Below are 24661 nucleotides of genomic sequence, written 5' to 3'. Positions count from 1 at the left end.
TATAGATGAATTGCCCTCATACAATCTATGAGGGTTTTCCTTTTGCCGATTTTAAAATCAGGAAACCTCAAGAAACGCTAAAATCAAGTCAGCCTTTGTATTGTAGCGGTTGTGTCCCACATCACTCAGAGTGCGGTTCACTGCATAAATCCTGATTGTCAACGTCCTTATCCTCAGCCTTGGGGAAACAAATTTTGTAACAGCTGTGGCGCACCGCTAGAGTTGCTAGACCGCTATGTTCCACTTCAGCCTTTGGGATCGGGAGGATTTGCTCAAATCTACACGGTTTGGGATGAAAAAACTCAAACTGAGAAAGTCTTAAAAGTGTTGGTGGAAGAGTCGCCAAAGGCACTGGAATTATTTACCCAAGAGGCGGCAGTTTTATCTAGCTTGCAGCATCCTGGTGTCCCCACAGTCGATGTCGATGGATATTTTCATGTAAACCTGTTTAATCCCAAATCGCACCAACTACCTTGTTTGGTAATGGAAAAAATCAATGGGCGCACTTTAGAGGAGATATTAAGAAAGTTTCCCCAAGGGTGTCCAGAGGATTTGGTTTTAAACTGGTTTGCCCAAGCTCTACAAATTTTACAGGAATTACACAAACGTCAGATTCTTCACCGAGATATTAAACCTTCTAATTTAATGCTGGGCACTTCTTCGCCATCTATAACCCCGCCTCAAGGGCAAATAGAGGGCGATCGCCTGGTACTAATTGATTTTGGTGGGGCAAAACAATTTAGCGCCTCTAAGCTGCGTTCTCAGTCTAGTTCCACGCGATTATTTTCTTCTGGCTACAGTCCACCAGAACAAGTGAGTGGAGGTATTGTCGGGACAGGAGCCGATTTTTATGCCCTTGGTCGAACGGTGATTGAACTACTAACAGGCAAATACCCGCTAGAGTTGGAAGATCAGCAAACGGGGAAATTGCGCTGGCGAACTGCGGTAAATGTCAACCCGCAACTAGCCGATTTGTTGGATGAAATGGTGCATGAGGATGTGCGATCGCGTCCAGCAAATGCAGCTATAATTCAAAAACGTTTGGCGAAGATTTCTCAACCATTACCGCCACCAGGATTATTTGCTCGACTGCGAGACAACGTTAAGCAAGCCTCAACACAAGCTTCCCAGAGATTTACACAGCTAACACAAGCTATTGAACAGATTTTGGCTAACTTTAGCCAAGCTGTAACCAAAACCTTTGTTTTCATCGCTCAGACAATCATCAAAATTTTCCAAGCTTGTTTGGCAACGATTTGGGCGATGATCCTGGCTTATGTTGGCGCTTGTTTTGGTGCGATCGCTGGTTTTATTTTGGCATATCGCACCAGCTTGGGGCCTTTGATTGTGGAATTTCTTGGGAGTCAGCTAAACGAATTAGTGCCAAATACTCAACCCGTCTTCGGGGCAGATATTTTGGTATTCGTCGCAGCAGGTTGGGGAACTGCTTGGGGACTGACAGTATCCGGGTGTTTTGGTCAACGACGGCGGTTTTTAGTGGCGTCGCTGATGGGCATGATTAGCTATGGCTTCGGCTGGTTGATTTTGCAATTAATCACCCCAAAAGACAGTGGCGAGGGCTTAGTGGCAGTGATTTTAGTAGCAGTTTCCCTACTCACCTTGAGCTTAGGACTTCGCAGCCACCATATAGTTTACGCTGTGTTTGCTGCCTTTGGCAGTGCGATCGCATACGCAGTTTTGATTCTTTTGAGGTTAGCACCTTCAATCTTCCAATTTACTAGTCAACCAGCCTGGTCGGAGTTACAGTTACCTCTGATTTTTTTTGGTTCTGTGGGCTTCTTTATCAGCTTTTGGTTAGGAGTGAGTTACTACCTAATTGTCCCTGGATTGCGCTTTTTGGGATGGCGATGAAGAAGGCAGGGGAGCAGGGGAGCAGGGGAGGATGGGGGAGATAAGGGAGATAAGGGAGACGAGGAAGACGAGGGAGAAATAAGTAATGCCCCATGCCCAATGCCCAAAAACAAGATCCCCCTAGTCGTCTTTTTCATCGAGCTAGGGGGATCACATATATGGTAGTCTATAATTGGTTCGGTATAGTTCCTTACGAATCGATTCTATAGCCTATATTTCAATTTGAGTAGTCTTACCACTAGAATTTATAGTATTTTTACAGCTTCTTAATGAATGCTTCATCCCCACTGTTCTTTAGGGATGCTGTATATGTAACTATGACAGTACGCAATGTGCGTAACTTGTCATTTTTGTGGATATCTATAAAAAATATGAAATTTAAGATTGTTGCTACCGGCGTCCTATTAGCTTGCTTCGGGTTTGCAGAGCAGACCCTCGCATTAAATCAACTAGATTTGGATCAGTTGAAGGCAACAAGTGCCTGTCCTCGGTGTAATTTAAGTGGTGCTGACCTAACTCAAGTAAATCTAACTGGAGCAAATTTGCGAGGGGCTGACTTGAGCGGCGCTACATTATCTGAAGTTAATCTCACGAATGCCGATCTCACTGGTGCAAATTTAGAAGGTGCGGTTCTAAATTCAGCAAATCTCAGTGGTGCTTCCTTAACAGGAGCAAATTTGAAATCAGCATCCCTGGAAAATGCCAATTTATCTTTTGCCGGTTTCATCAGTGCCAATTTAGAAGCAGCAAATTTAAAAGATGCGAAATTGGATTTTACCAATTTTCGGGGGGCTAACTTCCGACTAACAACTCTAGCAAATGGTGTCGTCACATCTGATAAACCTTATGGCTGGTCGTTAGAGCGTCAAAATCTCAGAGAATGTAACGAGTTTCAACCCGAAGATACTCGAGGTACAACCTGTTATTCAAAATAAATTGGGGACTGGGGATTGGGGACTGGGGACTGGGGACTGGGCAATAATCGATAGTTTTTCTTCCTCTACTTCCTCTGCTTCCTCTGCTTCCTATGCTTCCCCTGCCCCTCTGCTTGTATAGCAAAAGCATTTTGTTTGTTAGCAGTTCTTTATCATGGGAAAAAAGCCTATAGATTAATTGAATCAATGCTTACCTCTATTAAAGACTTAGCAGCAAAACTAGCACCCCGGTTAATTGAAATTCGCCGCCACATTCACTCTCATCCAGAACTCAGCGGTCAGGAGTACCAAACAGCAGCCTTCGTAGCTGGTGTTTTGTCTTCCAGCGGTCTGCATGTAGAAGAAGGAGTTGGCAAAACGGGCGTTATTGGAGAACTCCAAGGCACTAAGCAAAATGACCGTTTGTTAGCAATTCGCACCGATATGGATGCCTTACCAATTCAAGAAGGCACTAATTTGGAATATGCCTCTCGTGCAGATGGGATTATGCACGCGTGCGGTCACGATGTCCACACCACAGTGGGGTTAGGAACGGCAATGGTGCTGTCCCAGCTAGCAGAGGAGTTGGGTGGGAAAGTGCGGTTTTTATTTCAGCCAGCGGAGGAAATTGCCCAAGGGGCAAGCTGGATGGTGAAAGATGGAGCGATGGAAAATGTCTCGGCTGTATTAGGGGTTCATGTTTTCCCTTCTATACCCGCAGGATCTATTGGCGTGCGTTATGGGGCATTGACAGCCGCCGCTGATGATTTAGAAATTCTGATTATGGGAGAATCTGGACACGGGGCGCGTCCCCATGAGGCGATTGATGCGATTTGGATTGCTTGCCAAGTAATTGCTGCGCTGCAACAAGCTATCAGTCGGACACAAAATCCTTTGCGTCCTGTAGTATTGAGTATCGGGAAGATTAATGGTGGCAGAGCGCCGAATATAATTGCGGATAAAGTGCAGTTATTGGGAACTGTGCGATCGCTTCATCCTGAAACTCGTGCCCATCTCCCGAAATGGATTGAAAATATTGTATCTAATGTTTGCCATACCTACGGAGCAAACTATCAAGTCAATTATCGCCAGGGCGTACCCAGCGTTCAAAATGATTATACCCTGACGCAATTGTTACAATCAGCCGCAGAAGAAGCTTGGAGTAGCGATCGCGTTCAAGTCTTACCCGAACCTTCCCTTGGTGCTGAAGATTTTTCTATGTATTTGGAACACGCCCCCGGTTCTATGTTTCGCTTGGGTGTAGGCTACCAAGAAAGAATCATCAACCACCCATTACACCATCCCCTATTTGAAGTTGATGAATCTGCTATTATCACCGGGGTTGTAACTATGGCATACGCCGCTTATAAATACTATCAGCAAAATTTGTAAGCAAAAACTCCCAGCGTTGATCTGCTGGGAGTTTTTATTTAGCTAACTTTTTTAGCGGTTATAGAAAGCCCGAAAGCATCCTACACATTTGATTCGGTAACAACACCCAGTTTTTGTTGAATTCGAGTCTTAGCAGCCTTGAATTCAGTAGCAAGTTGTTCACTTTGCTCAGTGCTTAAGTTGTTGCGAATAGCAGCAAACATTGTGGTTTCTTCTTGACGAATGTGATCGCCAACAGCATCCATCAGCTGTTTGACTCTATCTTTGAATTGGGGTGAAGATGGGCTGAGAGCCTTAATTTGCTCTAACACCTGCTTCATCTCAGCTTGTTCATCAAACAGTTCTTGGGTGTTATCTTGACCGTAGAAAGGACGTACTCTTGGATAGACTGTCTCTTCTTCAGCTTCAGCGTGGGCACTTAGATCCTTGTAAATTTGACCGAAGTACTCTTGGATCTTTTGTGGATCGTTGCTTTGTAGTAGTTCGGTGAATAGGGTATTTACCTTGTTGTGATCGAGGCGGATAGCATCCTGGATATTTAGATCCTTTTTGTCACTGGTTTGAGTAACAGCGCTACCTACAACACCACTGACTGCGGCCAAAGCGTCTTGAACACGTGCCCAAATTCCTTGATCTGCATCTTGTCCGGTAAGTTCACGGACACCCAGAATTTCCAGAATGCCTTTGAGTTGCTCTTGGTGAGCGCGATTCTCAAAGTTAATGGTATTCAAAGGTGCGATCGCTACCATCACATCAGCACCGACTTTTTGAGCAGCCTTGTGAATTATCAAGCCACTGGTTACTAGTTGATGTTTCAGCAATTCATGCTGAGATACTTTTTCATACAGGCTCAACTCAGAACCCTTGAACAATTCGCGAGCTTTTGCAATGAATTCTGTAACAACTTTTTTGGGTTCAGCCTGAATGCCATACTGACCTATTACAGTTTCTAGAACCCCAAGATTTTTTTCGTCATCGTTTAGGAAATTACGGATGCGATCGGCAATTTCGGCATCAAGCCCTTGTGTCAAAAGCAATCGCTCATTTTCGATGACCAATTGTTGGAGTGCTTTAAGACTTGCTAATTTTACAGCAATAGCATTGCGTTTCGTATCATCTAATGTAGCTACCATCCGTGTTCTCCTCGGCAAAGTATTCGTAATTCTTACTGATATAACCTTGCCATAGAGGTTAGGGATATTTCATCTTTCTTTTGAGTGATCGCGTTCACAACTCTGGGTAGAAAAAGACAAATTTAGCGTTACAGAATAGAAATAAAAATTGAAGCGATCGCTTCAATTAATGGTTGCAATTCAGATAAATCGATTTAGTATGACATTCAATTTGAACAGATTAGCTATTTGGCAGCAATCTATATCTTTAGAATGACAATTAACCTCAAAAAAACTACTTCTTATTCAAGAGGGCAAAATCGTAACCAGTTCCAGTAGAGCAAGACTCACAACGCTCAATTTTGACTAGCATTGCTTCTCCTTGACGCTCACCAGAGGGAGAAAACTGAATCATTCCCGTTGCTCCAGAAGTTGAAAAATTGGGATTAGACAGTACCTTTTGTAATCCTTCGCGAGTGTTATCTTGTTTCAAGCCAGTAATAATTGCTTGGAGTGCATCATAAGCTCCCGCTGTTCTCTGATTTACCTGTGCATTCCAAAGCTGAAAAGCATTTTCTGCAAAGGGGTTATCTTTATTAGCATCACGATGCCAATACACAGGTAATACCATTCCTTCCAAATCCTTGCCATTTTGTAAAGTTGTTGCACTATACATACTTTCAGAAGCAAACAGTGGTTTTCTGCCTTTAACTTCTTGTGCTACTTTGGTGGCAAAATATATATTTCTGATTGAGGGCATTAGTAAAAAGCCACTTGCATTTTCTGTTTCTATGGCTTGATCTACAAAAGCTCTAGGGTCAAAATTCTTATCTGCCAAATTGCAAGGTGTACTAATAACGTTGCCGCCATATTTTTTGATCGCTTGAGTATACTGTTCTACAAGTATCTGACTTGATGAGGAGCTTGAATTACTTCTTGAACTACGATAATCGCCACAAATAGCAACATTTCTTGCTTGTCGAGCAATGTAGCGAGAATGAGTATCTACTAAATTATCATAAAGTGGATTTACATGAAACAAGTAGTTAGTTGTGGAACTATTAGGTTGATTATTTATTGAATTGCTTTCTAAATTTTCTTGATTTTCGGCTTGATTTGGTCGCTCGACAGGTAAAACTAATACCAAGCGATTCTCACTATAAATTGCGGCGTTACGTCTAACACCTACTGCTGCCACAATACTCTTGTCTTGAACTAATTCATTATCTATCCGTGTAGAATCTTCTCTATTCTCAGCACTTGCAATTACAATTTGCAGCTTTTTACCATTAATCCCTCCTTGGTTATTAACTTCATTTTGAGCTTGAGCTACACCACGCAAAATTTCTTCTGATAAACTCGGATCAAAGTTAATTGGAGCGATGACAGCAACTTTCAGAGCGCTCGAATTATCTTGTGCAATTTTGGCATTGTTTAAATAAATTAAAGTTTCTGGATCATTGGGATTATTTTTTAGAGAAGCGGTAAACTTTTTAACAGCAGTTGTAAAATCTTTTTCAGCAAAAGCTTTAACTCCATCTGTTTTCTCAGGATACGTTTGCACTTTCACCAAAATCCTTGTACCCAAATTCATTAGTGAAGGCTTATTGGTCAATGAAGATGAAGCTGATATGGGGTTTGATGGTGTTATAATAGTCGAAGAAACTTTGCTAATTAACCACAAAATAGCTGCTACCATTACTCCAGCTAGACCTAAAGATATAAGCAGCCTCAAGTTATCTTTTTTATTTGTCATGAATAATTCCCCAAATTCTACAAAATTTATCTGAAATCAAGAGATTTATGAAAATTTAGCCATACCTATAATTTAAAAATATTTAGAAAGAAGTTTGTTTATTATTTCAGTCACACCCACAATAATCAGTGTAAATAAACCTGCAAGAATAACGAGTAACCCTACGAGCAGCAGACCATTTACACCAGATGTCAGAAGATTATTGGTTAGTAGATTTCTGAAAGTAAATACAACGAGTAGATTTGCTATTATAGCAATAATAATTAAATAAGTTTTTTCCAGAAGCGGGCGAGATTGAATAAAGACTAACACTGCTAAAATTATCAACCACAATCCAGAGCTAATCCAAGTAGTTCCGAGAAAACTTATAAGTGCGATCGCTAAGAACGAACTACCTGAGCCAGCAATTATTGCTCCAGACAATAATTTGCTATTAGAAAATTGGGGTAGATATCGAGTTAATTTATGTTGTTTTTGTGATTGTGAACCTGATGGCAGAGTAGGTGGAATAACTGTAGGAGCTAATGTATATCTTAGCGGTGGAAGATTATTCAAGTCTTGTAAGACAGCTTGTGCAGATTGATAACGTTGTTCATGATTTTCTCGTAGGAACTTATCAAGAATCATTTCTAATTCCTGACTTATGGGTTGTGTTAAATGCTGTCGCCAACTAGAAGTCCAACCATAGCCTTGTTTCATCCACAAAGTCGAAGGAGAAATATTAGTTAGCAGATGAAAGCAAGTTATTCCTAAACTGTAGATATCGCTAGATGGAAAAACTTTACCCACTTGCATTTGCTCAATCGGTGCATAACCTAATGAACCAATAATTGTTCCAATGGCAGTGTTTGTCGGTTCTGTTTTTTGCTTTGCTACCCCAAAATCAATTAGTACTAACTTCCCATCATTTTGACGGCGAATAATATTTTCTGGTTTAATATCTCGGTGAATTACCTGCTGTTGATGTATGTCTACTAGCACAGATAATAAATCATTTAAAAAATCTCTAATTTTGGCTTCATCAAAAACCCCCTGCTGTTTTAACTCTTGCAACAGATTTTGTCCTTCGATAAACTGCTGCACTAAATAAAGATATTCATCTTCCTTAAAATATGCATACAAATTGGGAATTTGGACATGTTCCGCTAGCTCTTTAAGACGTTTAGCCTCTTGTTCAAACAACTCAGTCGCTTTTTGATGTGCTTGACTACCCTGAATACCATAAAATTGACTTAGAACTAGCTGTTTGACAACACATCGTTCGTTGAGCTTGTCTATATCTTCTGCGATATATGTGCGTGCAAACCCTCCTCTCCCTAATGGTGAGATGATCCGGTAACGATTTCTCAGTTGCGATACCAATGGTGTACCGCAACTGAGGCAGAAATTTGCCCCGTCAGGATTTTGGGGATTCTCGCAATTAGGATTTAGGCAGCAGACCATATAATTATCGCTGTCATTTTATTAATTTTTAGAATATACCTTACATTTACTCTAGTTGTTTTTCGTAACTACTTTTAAAATATCACTCAACAGCTACAACAGGATGGTCAAGAGGTTACACACCAATTTTAACTTGAATTGGACTGGAGCCACAATGGTACTGGATAGGGCGGTTGAAATTCCCCAGCCGTGTTTAGCAGTGCAATTCACTACTTGCAGCTGATTGGCTATGCAAATGTTAAAGACTGGAGTCCAATGTTAACAATCGCTAATCTAGATGAGGTGATGAGTATTTTAAGCTGTCAATTTTTAATGCAATAACTGAGTCAAATTCAGCAAAATATCGGGGTGGGGAGCAAGATTTTGCACCCCCTCAGCTATATAGCAACTGTTTTAAGATTTTGGTTGTGCAGCCTGCCTAACAACTTGTTCGTCTAAACCTAATGCTTGAGCTATCTGCTCAATACTTAAACCCAATCCTAATAACTGGGGTATCACTTCTAACTTACCTTCTTGTTTCCCTTCTTGTTTCCCTTCTTGTTTCCCTTCTGCAAAAACATCTTGGTAAAATCTAGTTTGTCTTAACTCATTTGATCCAAACATTTTTCTTATTTCCTCCTGGCTTAATCTCGGCAACTTGTAGATTAATATCGTCTCTATCAATTGTATAATTTCCCTAATAGTAGCGACATCTAGAATTTGCTGTTGGGCAGTGTTAACTATTTCAATAGCTCTTGTTGTCGCAGTTAATTCGGGTTCGATAATTAGTTTAACTGTCTCGATGCCGATTGATGATGTCTCTATTGAGCTTAATTCGTCAAGATAGACGCGAGTCACTCGTTGTGAGTTGAGTAATTCTGTATATCTTTCAGTATCTCCAGTATCAACGCTGCGGTTGGGGAAGATGACAACACCACGCCAATTGTTAGTCAATTCGGTTTTGTCGAGATAATTAAAGATTTCGGTGAATAAGCGTGAGTAAAACTTTTTGTCTGGTTGAAATTGCACTTCTGCAAAATAGATGGGTAGTTCTGCTGCATTGGGGAGAAAGACGCCATCGATTCTAAAGGACAGTTGCTTGACTTCTACTGAAGAAAATTGGTAAGCACTAGCTAGTTGCGGCGGTTCGTTAATCAGTTCAAAGAACGTGCTGGGGATACTTTGAAAGATGCGATAAAAGATACTGTCTGTTTTCAAGGGAGCTTGTTTTACAGTTGATGAACATATTTTACACTGCGATGATCCCGTGGTGAGTCTTGGGATTATACAAAAATTGGCTGGTAAATTCCTGCATATAATATAGGAATACGGTTCAGTTAAGAAAAATTACTCAAACCGTATTCCTATATATAGGACTCATATTTGATTTCTGAAAAAACTCAGTACAACTAAGAAGCCTTCTTGACTGTTGCCTGTTGCCTATTCCCTATTGCCTGCCTACGCAAATTAGTTCAGAAATCAAAGCGGATTCCTATATATGTCAACAATTCAATAAAAAATATTTGGATTGTGTCCAGCGATGATACAAAAAATATTTTAAAAATATTAGGTGTTTAAAGCTGACATTAATATTAGCAATTACCCCCTAGAATTTTAGAAATAGGGTGTTTTATATTTTAGAGACTGGGGACTAGGTATTGGGGATTGGGTACTGGGGATAACTATTCCTTAATCTTCAGTCGCTAACCCTCAATCACCAGTTACTAAATTCCCAGTCTCAGATCAAAAAGGGGAATTCCGCCTAAAGGACTCGAAGCCTGCGTAAATCAGTATGGCCCATGATCAGATGCAAAACTGTGTCTCGATCATTCGTGGGCGTTGGACTCAATTCCCAATTGGCTAGAGTACGGCAGAGTTATGACCCCCAGCATTACAGATTCAGCGGTGAAAGCTGCGATCGCAGCTGTTGCATCGGAGTCAGCCTCAGCAGAGGAAAAAATCCAGATGCTGATTGAGATAGCGCAGGGCTTTCAAAAAAAGCCCAAAACTGCCCAAGACTTGCGGAATGCAGTTGGGTTATATTACCGGGCCTATGAGATGTGTGGTGAGGAATATCCCCTACTGAAAGCCAGGGCTAAAGTGGGCATGGCAGGGACGTTACAGGCAATACCGGACGCTGATTACCAACTGCTGCTGCAAGCAAAAGCAGGTTATGAAGAGGCGTTGCCAATCTTACAGCAATTAGCCTCATCAGAGGAAGTGGCAGAGACGCAGATGAATTTTGGGCTGGTGTTGCAGTCGCTAGTGCCATTTAATTTGGCGCGGATAACTGACAGCATCCAGGCTTATCATGAGGCGTTGCGGGTGTTTAGTTGGGAGGATCACCCCCAGGAATACGCGATTTTATATAACAATATTGCGATCGCTTATCTTTCTATGCCCCTAGCATCAGAACGGGAATACTTGCGTCAGGGGTTAGCAGTGCAGTCATTTGAGGTGGCACTAAAGCATATTAATCTGATCGATCATCCCAGAGAATATGCGATGTTGCAAAACAACTTGGGTAACGCTTTGCAATACTTAGTGAGTTCCCATCCTGTGGAAAATAACTTGCGTGCGATCGCAGCTTACGATGAAGCGCTAAAAGTTCGTAACTCTAAAGATACACCTCTAGAGTACGCTAACACAATTTCAAACAAAGCCAACGCCTTATTCAACTTACCTGACGACTCAGAAAAATCAGAAGCAGGTAATCCTCAAAATCTGTTGCAAGCACGTATGTATTATCAACAAGCGTTAGAGATTTTTACCCAAAACCAACAAATTCAACAAGCAGAGATAGTAACCCAAGCCCTACAAGATATTGAAGTAGAAATAGGAAATAGGAAATAGGGCATTGGTTATTCTCCTCATCCCCTTCATCCCCACTCCCCTAATTACTAATAAGGAGAACAAAACAGCATGAGAGATGTTTTTACAAACCCGACTGTAAGAGATTTTCTCACAAGTTTAGCAGATGGTGACTTAAACATAGCAACAGGATTAGTGTGGATAGTCATCGCAACAGCCTTGTCTATGGTTGGCGGTGCTATTGGTGGAATGCTATTAGCTGGGAAAGATATAGGCTATAGATTTTCAGCAATGCTTGGTGCATTATTTGCTCCGGCTGGTGTAATTCCTGCCATCCTGCTAGGGCTTGCCATACTAAATTTATTGACAAATTATTAGGAGGAAAGATGTTAGAAATTGGATGGTTTTCAGCCAAGTTGTTTGTCAAAGGAAAGTTGCTACGCGACCCGATATATTTTATCCAGCGAACTGCTATTGCTACTGTTGTAGGTTCATTACTGCTAGTGTTATTTGCACAAGCTGACATTCCCTTTTGCCTACCAATAACATTGTCTAGCTTAGTGACAGGCATGATTATGCCATTTCTTCTCAAAGATTTCAAAATGAAGTGATTTATCATTTGTCATTGATAAATAACCAATGCCCCATGCCCTATGCCCTATGCCCAATGACAAATGACCAATGACAAACCTTGAAGAATTAGTTCAGGAAATTAACCGCTTTGAGGCAATTATATCTGAGTGGGATGAAAGCCAACGCTGTGTAGCGGTGGGTCTAAAAAGAGCAATTGAAGCCTTGCATAAAGCAGCATTGACTAGTTTGATTAAAAGCCTAAAACAAGAATCAATTTCAGGTTTACGCCATGCTGTTACTGATGAAGTAGTATACGCAGTGTTGCTTTATCATGAACTAGTAAAACCACCAAAACCACCATTAGCACAGCGCATTCAAACAGCCCTTGAAGAAGTTCGCCCAGGTTTAAAAAGCCATAATGGCGATATTGAACTAGTGGCAATTAAGCCACCAGATACAGTGGAAATTATGCTCATAGGAACTTGTAGCAGTTGTCCGGCTTCTACTTTGACTTTATCTCAAGGAGTAGAACAGGCAATCAAAAACCATTGTCCTGAAATTACCAAAGTGGTTGCAGTTAATAATAAACTTACTATTAACACCACAAATTCTGGTTTAACTAGTCCATTTTCTCCACAGATAACTTCTAGTTGGGTAAAAGTAGCAACTATTGAGCAAGTTCCTGAATTTGGTATATTGGCGGTACAAATTGCTGGGACTTCGCTCATTTTACATCGTCAAGGTGCTAGAGTAAAATGTTACCGTAATGCTTGCGCTCATTTAGGATACTCTTTAGAAGAGGGTAAAATTGAAAACGGTATTATAACCTGTCCTTCCCACGGATTTCAGTACAGATTAGAGACAGGTGAATGCTTAACTGCACCAGATATTTCGCTTCAGTCATATCCGATAAAGTTTAAGGAGAATAAGGTTTTTGTGAAACTGCAAAAATGATCATACGAAGGTAGCATCTCAGCAAATATATATGGCGATTAGAATTTGCTGTTACTTTGCTTTATCATTTCAGGAATTTGCTCATTTATTTTAGTGTTTTGTGTAAGCAAATAGACATACAATCCGGTTCGGATAAGGTTTTTTGATGACACGCCCTAGATTGCAAAGACGGCGGTTTATCGCGTCTCTTGCCTTAATCGAACCGTATTGAATAGACATATTGCTTTCTCATTTCGGTATATTTAGCAAGTAAACCGCAGCTTGCCTTCTCATTTCGGTGTTTTCCGCAAGCAAATAGACATATTGATTTTTCATTCTGAATTCTGAGCGGAAGTTGCTTTATGCCAGGGAACGCATTTTATTTGTTGATCAAAACATAATGCAAATTTGTTACTGTTGTTACATGCTAATAAACATTAATGTTTTTAAATAATTAACAGTGTCTATCTGCGGTTTATGGATATCCCAATCATAATTAATCCCATATCAAAATTACCGTCAGAAACAACAGAAACTTATCAAGATTTACCTCTATCATCTCAAGGTGCAGAGGTAATTTTAGGCAACATTATTGAACCGCAGCAATTAGTTATACCTGTAGCACCAAGTTCTATAGAAATGTTTGGGCCTCGTGGTGCTTGTTTGTTATCCGAAACTGGCCCTTTGTGGGTATCAGATACAGGACATCATCGATTATTGGGATGGCGAAATTTACCCACAAGAGATAGTCAACCGGCTGATTGGGTAATTGGACAACCTGACTTTTATCATGAAGGACAAAATGCTAAAGGTACACCGGGAAGCGCAACCTTAAGTGTACCGACTGGGATTTGTGCTTGTGGCGAAGGATTAGCTGTAGCAGATGCTTGGAATCATCGGGTTTTGATTTGGAAAAACTTACCAGAAGATAATAATGTTCCAGCAGATTTGGTGTTAGGGCAAGTTAATTTTACTGATAATGAACCAAATCGAGGTAGTCAACAAGCATCTGCCAGTACAATGCACTGGCCCTATGGTGTTTTTTATCATCAAGGACAGCTATTTATTGCCGATACAGGAAATCGAAGGGTATTAATTTGGCATCAGTTACCAACAGAAAATGGTCAACCTGCTGATTTAGTTTTGGGACAACCAGATATGATATCTCGCAATGAAAACGGCGGTGCTTCTGCAACCGCAGCGAGTATGCGTTGGTGTCACGATATTACCCTTTGGGGAGAGAATCTGGTTATCAGCGATGCAGGTAATCACCGAGTGATGATTTGGCAGGGAATACCAACAGAAAATAATGCCCCCTGTGCAGTGGTTTTAGGACAAAAAAGCTTTGATTTTGTGGAAATGAATCAAGGAGTTTATTTGCCAAGTGCTAGTAGTTTGAGTATGCCTTATGGTGTAGGGGTAACTGAAGATTGGTTAGTAGTTGCAGATACGGCTAATTCTCGGTTGTTAGGATGGAGAAAGCCAGAATCAATTTTATCACTGCAAGGTGTAGTGGCAGATGGGTTGGCAGGACAAATGAATTTTCAAAGTAAAGGTGAAAATCGGAATTTTGGGCTGCCGAAACGAGATAGCTTAAATTGGTGTTACGGGATAAAAATTTGTGGTAATACGGCGGTAATAGCTGATTCTGGAAATAATCGAATATTGCTGTGGCAGATTAATAATTCGTAATTCGTAATTTTTGAAAGTCAGAATTATATGGCGAATGAAGAAATTAGAGTTCGCGGTACTGTTCAGGGAGTAGGATTTCGCCCTACTGTATATCGTCTGGCTAAAGCCTGCGGTTTGTGTGGAGATGTTTGTAATGATGGTGAAGGTGTATTAATTCGGGTATCTGGTAGTGAGGAAGCATTAACAGAATTTGTTGCCAGATTGCAAACAGAGTGTCCACCATTAGCAAAAATTAATCAGCTAATTAGAACTCCTTACGAAGGTAAATTTAACTTTAATAATTTTGTGATTTCTAGTAGTGTTAATAGTGCAATTAAAACAGAAGTTGTTCCTGATGCAGCGACTTGTCCACAGTGTCAACAAGAAATATTCGACCCTTTTAGCCGCTTTTATCGCTACCAATTTACTAACTGCACTCATTGCGGCCCACGCCTGAGTATTATTCGTGCCATTCCTTATGACAGATGCAATACCAGTATGTCTGCGTTTGCTATGTGTCCCGAATGTGCAAAGGAATACCACGATGTCGAAAACCGCCGTTTTCACGCCCAACCTGTAGCTTGTTATGCTTGCGGCCCTACAGCTTGGTTAGAACGCGCTGATGGTAAATCGGTTACTGCTTCTATGTTTTCCATGTTGGATGATGTCGATGCTGTTTGTACCTTGTTGCAAAAGGGAGAGATTGTAGCAATTAAGGGGTTAGGTGGTATTCATCTAGCTTGCGATGCAACACAGGAAACCGTTGTACAAAAACTGCGTCAGCGTAAAAAGCGCTATCATAAACCCTTTGCCTTAATGGCGCGAGATATTGAGATAATTGAAAAATATTGTATTGTCAACGCTAAAGAAAAAGAATTATTGAGAAGTTCTGCCGCACCAATTGTTTTACTACAGGTAAAAGAGAGAGACGGATATAAGGAGAGTTTATTTACTCCTAACTCCTCACTTTTAACTCATAACTCTCTTCATATTGCGCCATCGGTAGCAGCAGGACAAAATACCCTTGGCTTCATGCTACCTTATACGCCCTTACATCATTTAATTTTGCGGCGGATGAATCGCCCAATTATTTTAACAAGTGGCAATCTTGCCGATGAACCACAATGTATTGATAATGATGAAGCAAGAGAAAAATTAGGGACAATTGCTGACTATTTTCTCTTTCACAATCGAGAGATTATTAATCGGGTAGATGATTCGGTTGTGCGTCTTGTCGGTGATAAAGTTCAAACAATTCGCCGTGCCAGAGGATATGCGCCAGCAGCAATTAGTTTACCACCAGGATTTAACAATGTACCGCAAATTTTAGCAATGGGTAGTGAGTTGAAAAATACCTTTTGCTTATTGCGGGAAGGAGAAGCAATTGTCTCTCAACATCTGGGAGATTTAGAAAATGCTGCGGCTTTCAATGCTTATCAAGAGACTTTGTATTTATACTTAAATTTATTTGAGCAGAAACCAGAAGTAATCGCTATTGATAAACATCCTGAATATCTCTCAAGCAAATTTGGTAAAGAACTTGCAGAAACAAATAAAATCAAAATTCATCAAATCCAACATCATCACGCCCATATTGCTGCTTGTATGGCAGAAAATGGGATTCCTTTAGATTCACCGCCAGTATTAGGCATTGCTTTAGATGGTTTAGGTTATGGTGATGATGGTACACTCTGGGGCGGAGAATTTCTTTTAGCAGATTATCGAAAATTTCAGCGCCTAGCAACATTTAAACCAGTAGCAATGGTTGGTGGTGAACAAGCAATTTATCAGCCTTGGCGTAATACCTACGCCCAATTAGTAGCGGCTAACCTTTGGGATGATTGCGAACAAAAATATACTGATTTAGAAATAGTTCAATTTTTGAAAAAAAAACCACTCAAACTACTCAATCAACTGATAGAGAAAGGAATTAACTCTCCTCCAGCTTCCTCAGTGGGGCGATTGTTCGATGCAGTGGCGGCGGCTATCGGTATTTATAGAGATGAATGTAGCTATGAAGGACAAGCTGCGATCGCAATGGAAGCTATAGTAGATGTTAGCAGCTTAAATAATGATAAAGAAACGCTAATATATCCTTTTAGTTTTGGCTTTTCAGATAGTATTTACTGTATAGACTCACGCCCAATGTGGCAAGCCTTACTTTATGACTTGCAACAGCAGATTCCCCAAGCAGTTATAGCTGCCAAATTTCACAAAGGTTTAGCTAATGCGATTGTGGAAATGGTTAAGCATCTTTGTGAAGAAAATCTGATTAATCAGGTAGCTTTAACAGGAGGAGTATTTCAAAATTGTATATTGTTACAGCAAGTTACCAAACATTTACAAACATTGGGGATAAAAGTACTAACTCATAGCTTAGTTCCAGCTAATGACGGCGGATTATCTTTAGGACAAGCAGTTATTACAGCCGCCCAATTAATACATGAGTCTTGATTTTTGAAAAAACTCACAAATAATTCTCTCTGTGTTCTCCGCGCCTCTGCGGTTAGTTTATCTTCAAAATAAAAAAATGTGTTTAGGAATCCCCGGACAAATTATAGAAATTACCAACGTTAACCATAAATTAGCACTAGTTAACATTGGTGGTGTGAAGCGCGAAGTAAATATTGCTTGTATCGTAGATGAACAACATCCCCCCGAAGCTTGTATTGGCGATTGGGTGTTGGTTCATGTTGGCTTTGCTATGAATCGAATTAACGAACAAGAAGCAGCAGAAACATTACAACTCTTTGAAGAATTAGCAGCAGCACAAGCAGGGATTAGTACTTAAATAATAGTTTCAAACATCTTTCTTTCTTCCTCTCTTCCTTCCTTCGCGCTCTTTGCGTCCTTTGCGGTTCGTTAAAAAATTCCCTACCACATAAAGCGAAATTAACTATTCCCCAATCCTTATGAAATATGTTGACGAATTCCGCGAACCTGAAAAAGCTGAAGCCATACTCCGCGAAATCACCAAATTAAGCCACCAGCTAGAAAAACCCATCAAAATCATGGAAGTATGTGGCGGACATACCCACTCTATATTTAAATATGGTATCGAAGAAATTTTACCCCAAACCATTGAACTAATTCATGGGCCTGGTTGTCCAGTATGCGTTATGCCAAAAGGGAGATTAGATGATGCGATCGCAATCTCCCAAAATCATAACGTCATTTTTGCCACCTTTGGCGATGCGATGCGAGTTCCCGGTTCCAAAACGAGTTTACTGCAAGCCAGGGCACAAGGCGCAGACATCCGTATGGTGTACTCTCCCTTAGACAGCCTGCAAATTGCCAGAGATAACCCCGACAAAGAAGTAGTTTTCTTCGCATTAGGCTTTGAAACCACAGCCCCCAGTACCGCCTTCACCATTCTGCAAGCAGCAGCCGAAAAAATTCCTAACTTTAGTATGTTTTCCAATCACGTCCTCGTGATTCCCGCCCTCAAAGCACTATTAGATAATCCCGACTTGCAACTAGATGGATTTGTTGGGCCTGGTCATGTCAGTATGGTAATCGGCAGTGACCCATACCAATTTATTTCCCAACAATATAATAAGCCAATTGTCGTCTCAGGATTTGAACCCTTAGATATTCTGCAATCAATTTGGATGCTATTGCAACAGCTAACAGAAAATCGTTGTGAAGTTGAAAATCAATATAACCGAATTGTCCAAAAATCTGGAAATACAGTAGCCCTACAAGCCATAAACAAAGTTTTCGCGGTGCGAGATAGTTTTGATTGGCGCGGATTAGGTGACATTCCTTATTCAGGATTAAAAATTAAACCTGAATATGCCCAATTTGATGCCGAACTTAAATTTACCATTCCTAATCTCAAAGTCGCCGACCATAAAGCCTGTAAATGTGGAGAAATCCTCAAAGGAGTCTTAAAGCCTTGGGAGTGCAAAGTATTCGGTACAGCTTGCACACCAGAAACACCAATCGGTACTTGTATGGTATCTTCCGAAGGCGCTTGTGCAGCCTATTACAAATACGGGCGACTCTCCACCATCGCCAAAAGAACAATCACCCAAAAAGCAAAAATAACTCAAGAACCTCTCCCCGCCTGCGGCTTCTCCTCAGACTAAATACTCTGCGTACCTCTGCGCTTCCCTCTGCGTCCCTTTGCGTTAAAAAAAATTTAATATGAATATTTCCCCCACAAACCCAATCCAAAATCCCCTATTCCAAAAAATAGAACAAGTCCGCCGTCGCCAAGGAAAAGTGCAAGATACTCATATAACTCTCGCACATGGTAGCGGTGGTAAAGCCATGCGCGATTTAATAGATGATATCTTTATCAGCAACTTTGATAATCCAATTCTTTCACAATTAGAAGACCAAGCCAGCTTCAACCTAATCCCTCTCCTCCAACATGGAGACAGACTCGCATTTACAACAGATTCTTATGTTGTAGACCCGTTATTTTTCCCCGGTAGTGATATAGGAGAATTAGCCGTAAACGGTACAGTTAATGATTTAGCTGTCAGTGGTGCTAAACCTTTATACCTAACTTGCAGTGTAATTTTAGAAGAAGGATTACCTGTAGAAATCTTACGCCGTGTCGCAACCAGTATGAAAGCAGCCGCAGAAAAAGCTGGTATTCAAATTGTCACTGGTGACACAAAAGTTGTACATCGTGGTGTAGCCGATAAACTCTTTATTAATACTGCTGGTATTGGTATCATTCCGCGAGGAGTTAACATTTCCGCCCACAATATTAAACCTGGAGATGCCGTAATAATTAACGGTGAAATAGGCAATCATGGGACAGCAATTTTAATTGCCCGTGGCGAATTAGCCTTAGAAACTAATATTGAAAGTGATTGTCAGCCGTTGCATAGTTTAGTAGAAACTATTCTCCATGTATGTCCACAAGTTCATGCTATGCGAGATGCTACACGCGGTGGTTTAGCTACAGTATTAAATGAATTTGCCCTCAGTTCCGATGTGGGAATTCGTCTTTTTGAAGAATCTATTCCAGTGCGTGAAGAAGTAAATGGAGTTTGCGAAATTCTCGGTTTAGACCCATTATATTTAGCTAATGAAGGTAAGTTAGTTGTAGTGGTTCCAAAAGAGAATGCTAACAACGTTTTATCAGCTATGAAATCTCACCCAGCAGGGAAAGATGCTTGTATTATTGGCGAAGTTCTTTCTTCACCCCCAGGTATCGTATTGTTAAAAACAGTTTTTGGTGCTGAAAGAATTGTTGATATGTTAGTAGGCGACCAATTGCCACGAATTTGTTAATCTTTAATAGATTTTATAGTATGCACGAATTTGGAATTACCCAAAATATTGTGGCAATTGTGACTGAAAATGCCAAAGGCGCAAAAGTTCAACGAGTTTTATTAGAAATCGGCAAACTTTCAGCCATTATGCCCGATGCTATCCGATTTTGTTTTGATATTTGTACCCAAGGCACAGTTTTAGAAGGGGCAACATTAGAAATTTTGGAAATTTCCGGCTTAGGGCGATGTCGCCAATGCGGTGCAGAAATTTATTTAGATAAACCGTTTGGTATCTGTAGCTGTGGAAGCGTGCAATTAGATTTGATTACTGGTGAAGAACTTAAAATTAAAGAAATAGAAATAGAGGAATTATGTGTGTAACTTGCGGCTGTTCTGATGATGGCGAAATAAAAATTACAAATTTAGAAACGGATAAAGCGGAACATAATCATACTCACACTTTACCAGATGGAACTGTCATCACTCATTCTCACAATCACGATACTCATATAGAAGCGCCTCAAATTCACGCCAAAATACATAACACAACGATATCTTTAGAACAAGATATATTAGCAAAAAATAACCTGCTAGCTGCCCAAAATCGGGGATGGTTTAAAGGTCGAAATATTCTCGCTTTAAATTTAATGAGTTCTCCCGGTGCTGGGAAAACAACTCTTTTAACTCGCACTATCAATGATTTAAAGCATCAATTATCTATTAGTGTCATTGAAGGCGACCAAGAAACTGCTAATGATGCCAAAAAAATTAAAGAAACAGGTTCTAAAGTCATCCAAATCAATACTGGAACAGGCTGTCATTTAGATGCATCCATGATAGACAGAGGTTTACAACAACTGAATCCGCCACTAAATTCAGTTGTGATGATTGAAAATGTCGGAAATTTGGTTTGTCCAGCCTTATTTGATTTAGGAGAACAGGCAAAAGTTGTGATTCTCTCCGTCACAGAAGGAGAAGATAAGCCGATAAAATACCCGCATATATTTCGTGCTAGTGATGTAATGATTCTCACGAAAATTGATTTGTTGCCTTATGTAAATTTTGATGTGCAAAGATGCATAGAATATGCTGTGCAGGTGAATCCCCAAATTCAGATTTTTCAGGTTTCTGCAACTACTGGTGTAGGGTTAGATAATTGGTATAAATGGGTAACTGAAAAAGTAGTAGATTAATTAACTTGATTATCATGTTTAACTAATAACGATCGCACCATACTTACCCTACAGTTATGAGTGACTTGACAATGAAAAAATTACACCCGGAAATTATTTTCAGTTCCGGGTGTAAGTTTGTCGGCTTTAAATTATGAACTTGTCAGACTAATTTCTCCAAAATTCTAGATAAGCTGGATGTCCAAACTAACCGCGAAATTACTAGGCTTATTCTCAAGAGTCGCAAATTGAGTTCCTTGGAATAACAACGCACCAGTCGCGTCATTGTAGCTGAAAGCACTGAAGTCAGTAATACCAAATCCAATTTTAGAAATCTGAATCTTGTCACCTTCCACTCGACTGAAGTCCTTGATAACGTCAAGTCCTTCAAGCTTAGAATTGAAAACAAACTGGTCTGCGCCAATACCACCAGTGAGAATATCATTGCCAACTCCGCCAACAAGGATGTCATTGCCAGCGCCGCCATTGAGGATGTCATTGCCAGTTGTACCACGCAGTACATCGGCATATTGTGTGCCTGTAATTTCAAATCGCTCAATATTGCTGTAGTTGAGTACGGGATTCCCAGTAAAGCGGCTGAAGATGGCATTTTGACCTTGGTATGCTACATCAACACCAGCACCGTTGTTAAACTGGCTGTAGTCTGCAACTAGAGTATCAGTGCCAGCGCCACCATTAACAATACCATCTGTATCAGTGATTCTGTCATTGCCATCGCCACCGTTGAGGGTATCATAGCCAGCACCGCCAATCAACGCGTCATCGCCAGCGCCACCATTGAAGATGTCATTACCAGCAGCACCACGCAGTACATCGGCGTATTGTGAACCAGTAATTTCAAATCGCTCAATATTGCTGTAGCTGAGTACAGAATTGCCACTGAAGCGGCTGAAGATCGCATTTTGACCCAGGTATCCCACATCAACAGGAGTACCATTGTTCAACTGGCTGTAGTCTGCAACGAGAGTATCAGTGCCAGCACCACCATTAACAATCCCATCTGTTTCGGTGATTCTGTCATTGCCATCGCCACCGTTGAGGGTATCATAGCCAGCAGCACCAATCAGCACGTCATCACCAGCGCCGCCATTGAGGATGTCATTGCCAGCATTACCACGCAGTACATCGGTGTATTGTGTGCCTGTAATTTCAAATCGCTCAATATTGCTGTAGTTGAGTACGGGATTTCCAGTAAAGCGGCTGAAGATGGCATTTTGATTCAGGTATGCAACTTCGACACCAGCACCATTGTTCAACTGGCTGTAGTCTGCAACGAGAGTATCAGTGCCAGCGCCACCATTAACAATACCATCTGTGTCAGTGATTCTGTCATTGCCATCGCCACCGTTGAGGGTATCATAGCCAGCACTGCCAATCAGCACGTCATCGCCAGCGCCACCATTGAGAATGTCATTGCCAGCAGCACCACGCAGTACATCGGCGTATTGTGAACCAGTGAGTTCAAATCGCTCAATATTACTGAAATTGAGTAAACTACTATTATTTAGACGACTGAAGATGCCATTCTGTCCATTAAGTCCGGCATCGACACCAGCACCATTGTTCAACTGGCTGTAGTCTGCAACGAGAGTATCAGTGCCAGCGCCACCATTAACAATACCATCTGTGTCAGTGATTCTGTCATTGCCATCGCCACCGTTGAGGGTATCATAGCCAGCACTGCCAATCAGCACGTCATCACCAGCGCCGCCATTGAGGATATCATTGCCAGCATTACCACGCAATACATCGGTGTATTGTGTGCCTGTAATTTCAAATCGCTCAATATTGCTGTAGTTGAGTACGGGATTCCCAGTAAAGCGGCTAAAGATGGCATTTTGATTCAGGTATGCCACTTCAACACCAGCCCCATTGTTGAACTGGCTGTAGTCTGCAACTAGGGTATCAGTGCCAGTACCACCATTAACAATACCATCTGTATCAGTGATTCTGTCATTGCCATCGCCACCGTTGAGGGTGTCATAGCCGGCACCGCCAGTCAGCGCGTCATCGCCAGCGCCACCATTGAGAATGTCATTGCCAGCAGCACCACGCAGTACATCGGCGTATTGTGAACCAGTAAGTTCAAATCGCTCAATATTACTGAAATTGAGTAAACTACTATTATTTAGACGACTGAAGATGCCATTCTGCCCATTAAGTCCGGCATCGACACCAGCACCATTGTTTAACTGGCTGTAGTCTGCAACTAAAGTATCAGTGCCAGCGCCACCATTAACAATACCATCTGTGTCAGTGATTCTGTCATTGCCATCGCCACCGTTGAGGGTATCATTGCCAGCACCACCAATCAGCACGTCATCACCAGCGCCACCATTGAGGATGTCATTGCCAGCAGTACCACGCAGTATATCGGTGTATTGTGTGCCTGTAATTTCAAATCGCTCAATATTGCTGTAGTTGAGTACAGGATTCCCGGTAAAGCGGCTGAAGATGGCATTTTGACCCAGGTATGCCACATCAATTCCAGCCCCATTGTTCAACTGGCTGTAGTCTGCAACGAGAGTATCAGTGCCAGCACCACCATCAACAATACCATCTGTGTCAGTGATTCTGTCATTGCCGTCGCCACCGTTGAGGGTATCATAGCCAGCACCGCCAGTCAGCGCGTCGTCACCAGCGCCACCATTGAAGATGTCATTACCAGCAGCACCACGCAGTACATCTGCGTATTTTGTGCCTGTAATTTCAAATCGCTCAATATTGCTGTAGTTGAGTACAGGATTCCCGGTAAAGCGGCTGAAGATGGCATTTTGACCTTGGTATGCCACATCAATTCCAGCCCCATTGCTCAATTGGCTGTAATCGGCTACTAGAGTATCAGTGCCAGCACCACCATCAACGATACCATCTGTATCACTTATTACGTCATTGCCATCTCCACCATATAGGCTATCGAAGCCGGTTCCACCATACAAGTTATCGTTGCCAGTTCCACCATCTAGGATGTCGTTACCAGATCCACCAAGTAGGTTGTCATTACCTTCATCACCATAAATTCTGTCGTTCTGAGATTTACCAGCTAGGTAGTCATCGCCTCCTTTTCCAGAGAGCAACCAAGGTTGTCCGTCATCGTCAGCTATGAAAGTGTTGTTAGAATTATCACCAGTGTATGTTCCCATTTGAGTTTCTCCTTAATTCTTGAAAATAATGTTTTCGATGAGGCGATAAGCCTCGTTTTAAGTTGGAAAATGTCCTGTTTTTGGGTGCTTTACCCTTTCGTTTTTCAGGACTCCTTTACTTTAGGTTTGTAGTTCGATCGCGTCGATGAGGATAAGTTATGGAAAATTAAGGAGATAATTAAGTCGAATTTGTCTAAAAAATTAATGCCTTTTCACGGAATCTGGAAAACCTCTCTCCTAAAAGGCTACGGTGTACACACAAGTCTTGAAATTACACCTCACACTTGGTTTCGTCGTCTAGTTGGATCGCTCTGGAAGCCTTTCATTGCGTTCGCGAATGCGTCTCATAGAGAGGAGGAACGACGAACGCAAGTGCGTGTCGCAGACAAGCAATCGCTAAAACTACGGGATTATGCGATTACTTCGCTACGCTTGTAATGACAATTTATTGGGTATGGTGCAGATGCGCTGCCGGCGCACAGTACCCGCAAGCTTCATTTAAGTTGCATAAAAGCAGGGCTGAAGCCCTTACTACAAGCGAATCATTCTGGAAAAATGAATGACGATTAGCTTACTTTGATTCAGCAACGCCAAAATTCCAGTAATTTTAACGGGAGTTCGACGAACCTCTCCCT

At 41.3% G+C, this 24661-nt stretch carries 20 protein-coding genes; 15 read left to right on the top strand and 5 right to left on the bottom strand.

What is annotated here, in order from left to right:
* Nucleotides 1–111 precede the first annotated feature (111 nt).
* From ABF638_RS08495 to ABF638_RS08485, 3 genes are all read left to right on the top strand, one after another.
* Complete coding sequence (locus tag ABF638_RS08495; protein ID WP_435021930.1) at nt 112–1872, top strand: serine/threonine protein kinase; 1761 nt, start codon at nt 112–114, stop codon at nt 1870–1872.
* Nucleotides 1873–2243: 371 nt separating this feature from the next.
* A complete protein-coding gene (locus ABF638_RS08490; protein WP_435021928.1) occupies nt 2244–2807 on the top strand; it encodes a pentapeptide repeat-containing protein in 564 nt (187 codons plus the stop codon).
* A gap of 186 nt (nt 2808–2993) precedes the next feature.
* Complete coding sequence (locus tag ABF638_RS08485; RefSeq protein ID WP_435021966.1) at nt 2994–4178, top strand: M20 family metallopeptidase; 1185 nt, start codon at nt 2994–2996, stop codon at nt 4176–4178.
* A gap of 80 nt (nt 4179–4258) precedes the next feature.
* Here the strand turns inward: ABF638_RS08485 and ABF638_RS08480 are convergent, their stop codons facing one another.
* The 4 genes from ABF638_RS08480 to ABF638_RS08465 all read right to left on the bottom strand — a co-directional run bounded on the left by ABF638_RS08480 (nt 4259) and on the right by ABF638_RS08465 (nt 9686).
* Nucleotides 4259–5311: a hemerythrin domain-containing protein gene (locus tag ABF638_RS08480; protein ID WP_435021926.1), complete on the bottom strand. Its 1053-nt coding sequence runs from the start codon at nt 5309–5311 to the stop codon at nt 4259–4261.
* Between the two features lie 274 nt (nt 5312–5585).
* Nucleotides 5586–7046 carry an ABC transporter substrate-binding protein gene (locus ABF638_RS08475; RefSeq protein ID WP_435021924.1) on the bottom strand — a complete coding sequence of 487 codons (1461 nt, stop codon included), beginning with the start codon at nt 7044–7046 and terminating at the stop codon, nt 5586–5588.
* 72 nt (nt 7047–7118) lie between these two features.
* Complete coding sequence (locus ABF638_RS08470) at nt 7119–8489, bottom strand: protein kinase domain-containing protein (RefSeq protein ID WP_435021921.1); 1371 nt, start codon at nt 8487–8489, stop codon at nt 7119–7121.
* Nucleotides 8490–8882: 393 nt separating this feature from the next.
* The gene (locus ABF638_RS08465) at nt 8883–9686 is read right to left on the bottom strand and encodes an Rpn family recombination-promoting nuclease/putative transposase (RefSeq protein ID WP_435021919.1); all 804 of its coding nucleotides are present in this window, start codon (nt 9684–9686) and stop codon (nt 8883–8885) included.
* A gap of 660 nt (nt 9687–10346) precedes the next feature.
* Between ABF638_RS08465 and ABF638_RS08460 the strand changes: the two genes are divergently transcribed.
* From ABF638_RS08460 to hypB, 11 genes are all read left to right on the top strand, one after another.
* The gene (locus tag ABF638_RS08460; RefSeq protein ID WP_435021917.1) at nt 10347–11321 is read left to right on the top strand and encodes a hypothetical protein; all 975 of its coding nucleotides are present in this window, start codon (nt 10347–10349) and stop codon (nt 11319–11321) included.
* 69 nt (nt 11322–11390) lie between these two features.
* The gene (locus ABF638_RS08455; protein ID WP_435021915.1) at nt 11391–11657 is read left to right on the top strand and encodes a hypothetical protein; all 267 of its coding nucleotides are present in this window, start codon (nt 11391–11393) and stop codon (nt 11655–11657) included.
* An 8-nt stretch (nt 11658–11665) separates the two neighbouring features.
* Complete coding sequence (locus ABF638_RS08450; protein ID WP_069068808.1) at nt 11666–11890, top strand: hypothetical protein; 225 nt, start codon at nt 11666–11668, stop codon at nt 11888–11890.
* A 70-nt stretch (nt 11891–11960) separates the two neighbouring features.
* Nucleotides 11961–12806 (top strand): NifU family protein, encoded by an 846-nt coding sequence (locus ABF638_RS08445; protein ID WP_435021913.1) that lies wholly within the window; start codon nt 11961–11963, stop codon nt 12804–12806.
* 456 nt (nt 12807–13262) lie between these two features.
* Nucleotides 13263–14477, top strand: a complete 1215-nt coding sequence (locus ABF638_RS08440) for a hypothetical protein (protein ID WP_435021911.1) — start codon at nt 13263–13265, stop codon at nt 14475–14477.
* Nucleotides 14478–14504: 27 nt separating this feature from the next.
* On the top strand, nt 14505–16910 hold the full coding sequence (hypF, locus tag ABF638_RS08435; RefSeq protein WP_435021909.1) for a carbamoyltransferase HypF: 2406 nt from the start codon (nt 14505–14507) through the stop codon (nt 16908–16910).
* Between the two features lie 76 nt (nt 16911–16986).
* Nucleotides 16987–17247 (top strand): HypC/HybG/HupF family hydrogenase formation chaperone, encoded by a 261-nt coding sequence (locus ABF638_RS08430; protein WP_335025714.1) that lies wholly within the window; start codon nt 16987–16989, stop codon nt 17245–17247.
* Between the two features lie 121 nt (nt 17248–17368).
* Complete coding sequence (gene hypD / locus ABF638_RS08425; protein WP_435021907.1) at nt 17369–18547, top strand: hydrogenase formation protein HypD; 1179 nt, start codon at nt 17369–17371, stop codon at nt 18545–18547.
* A 58-nt stretch (nt 18548–18605) separates the two neighbouring features.
* Nucleotides 18606–19709, top strand: coding sequence for a hydrogenase expression/formation protein HypE (gene hypE / locus ABF638_RS08420; protein ID WP_435021905.1), 1104 nt, complete (start codon nt 18606–18608; stop codon nt 19707–19709).
* Between the two features lie 20 nt (nt 19710–19729).
* Nucleotides 19730–20071 carry a hydrogenase maturation nickel metallochaperone HypA gene (locus ABF638_RS08415; RefSeq protein WP_435021903.1) on the top strand — a complete coding sequence of 114 codons (342 nt, stop codon included), beginning with the start codon at nt 19730–19732 and terminating at the stop codon, nt 20069–20071.
* Nucleotides 20062–20883: a hydrogenase nickel incorporation protein HypB gene (gene hypB, locus ABF638_RS08410; protein WP_435021901.1), complete on the top strand. Its 822-nt coding sequence runs from the start codon at nt 20062–20064 to the stop codon at nt 20881–20883. Before ABF638_RS08415 ends, hypB begins: the two co-directional genes overlap by 10 nt.
* A gap of 164 nt (nt 20884–21047) precedes the next feature.
* On the opposite strand, the gene ABF638_RS08405 is transcribed toward hypB, so the two are convergent.
* Complete coding sequence (locus ABF638_RS08405) at nt 21048–24026, bottom strand: beta strand repeat-containing protein (RefSeq protein ID WP_435021899.1); 2979 nt, start codon at nt 24024–24026, stop codon at nt 21048–21050.
* Nucleotides 24027–24215: 189 nt separating this feature from the next.
* On the opposite strand from ABF638_RS08405, the gene ABF638_RS08400 reads away from it, so the two are divergent.
* A complete protein-coding gene (locus tag ABF638_RS08400) occupies nt 24216–24464 on the top strand; it encodes a hypothetical protein (RefSeq protein WP_435021897.1) in 249 nt (82 codons plus the stop codon).
* The last annotated feature ends 197 nt before the right edge of the window (nt 24465–24661 follow it).

The organism is Nostoc sp. CALU 1950 (assembly GCF_051172895.1).
Lineage (GTDB): Bacteria > Cyanobacteriota > Cyanobacteriia > Cyanobacteriales > Nostocaceae > Nostoc > Nostoc edaphicum_A.
The sequence above is the reverse complement of the archived record's forward strand: the minus strand, read 5'-3'. Positions and strand labels throughout refer to the sequence as shown.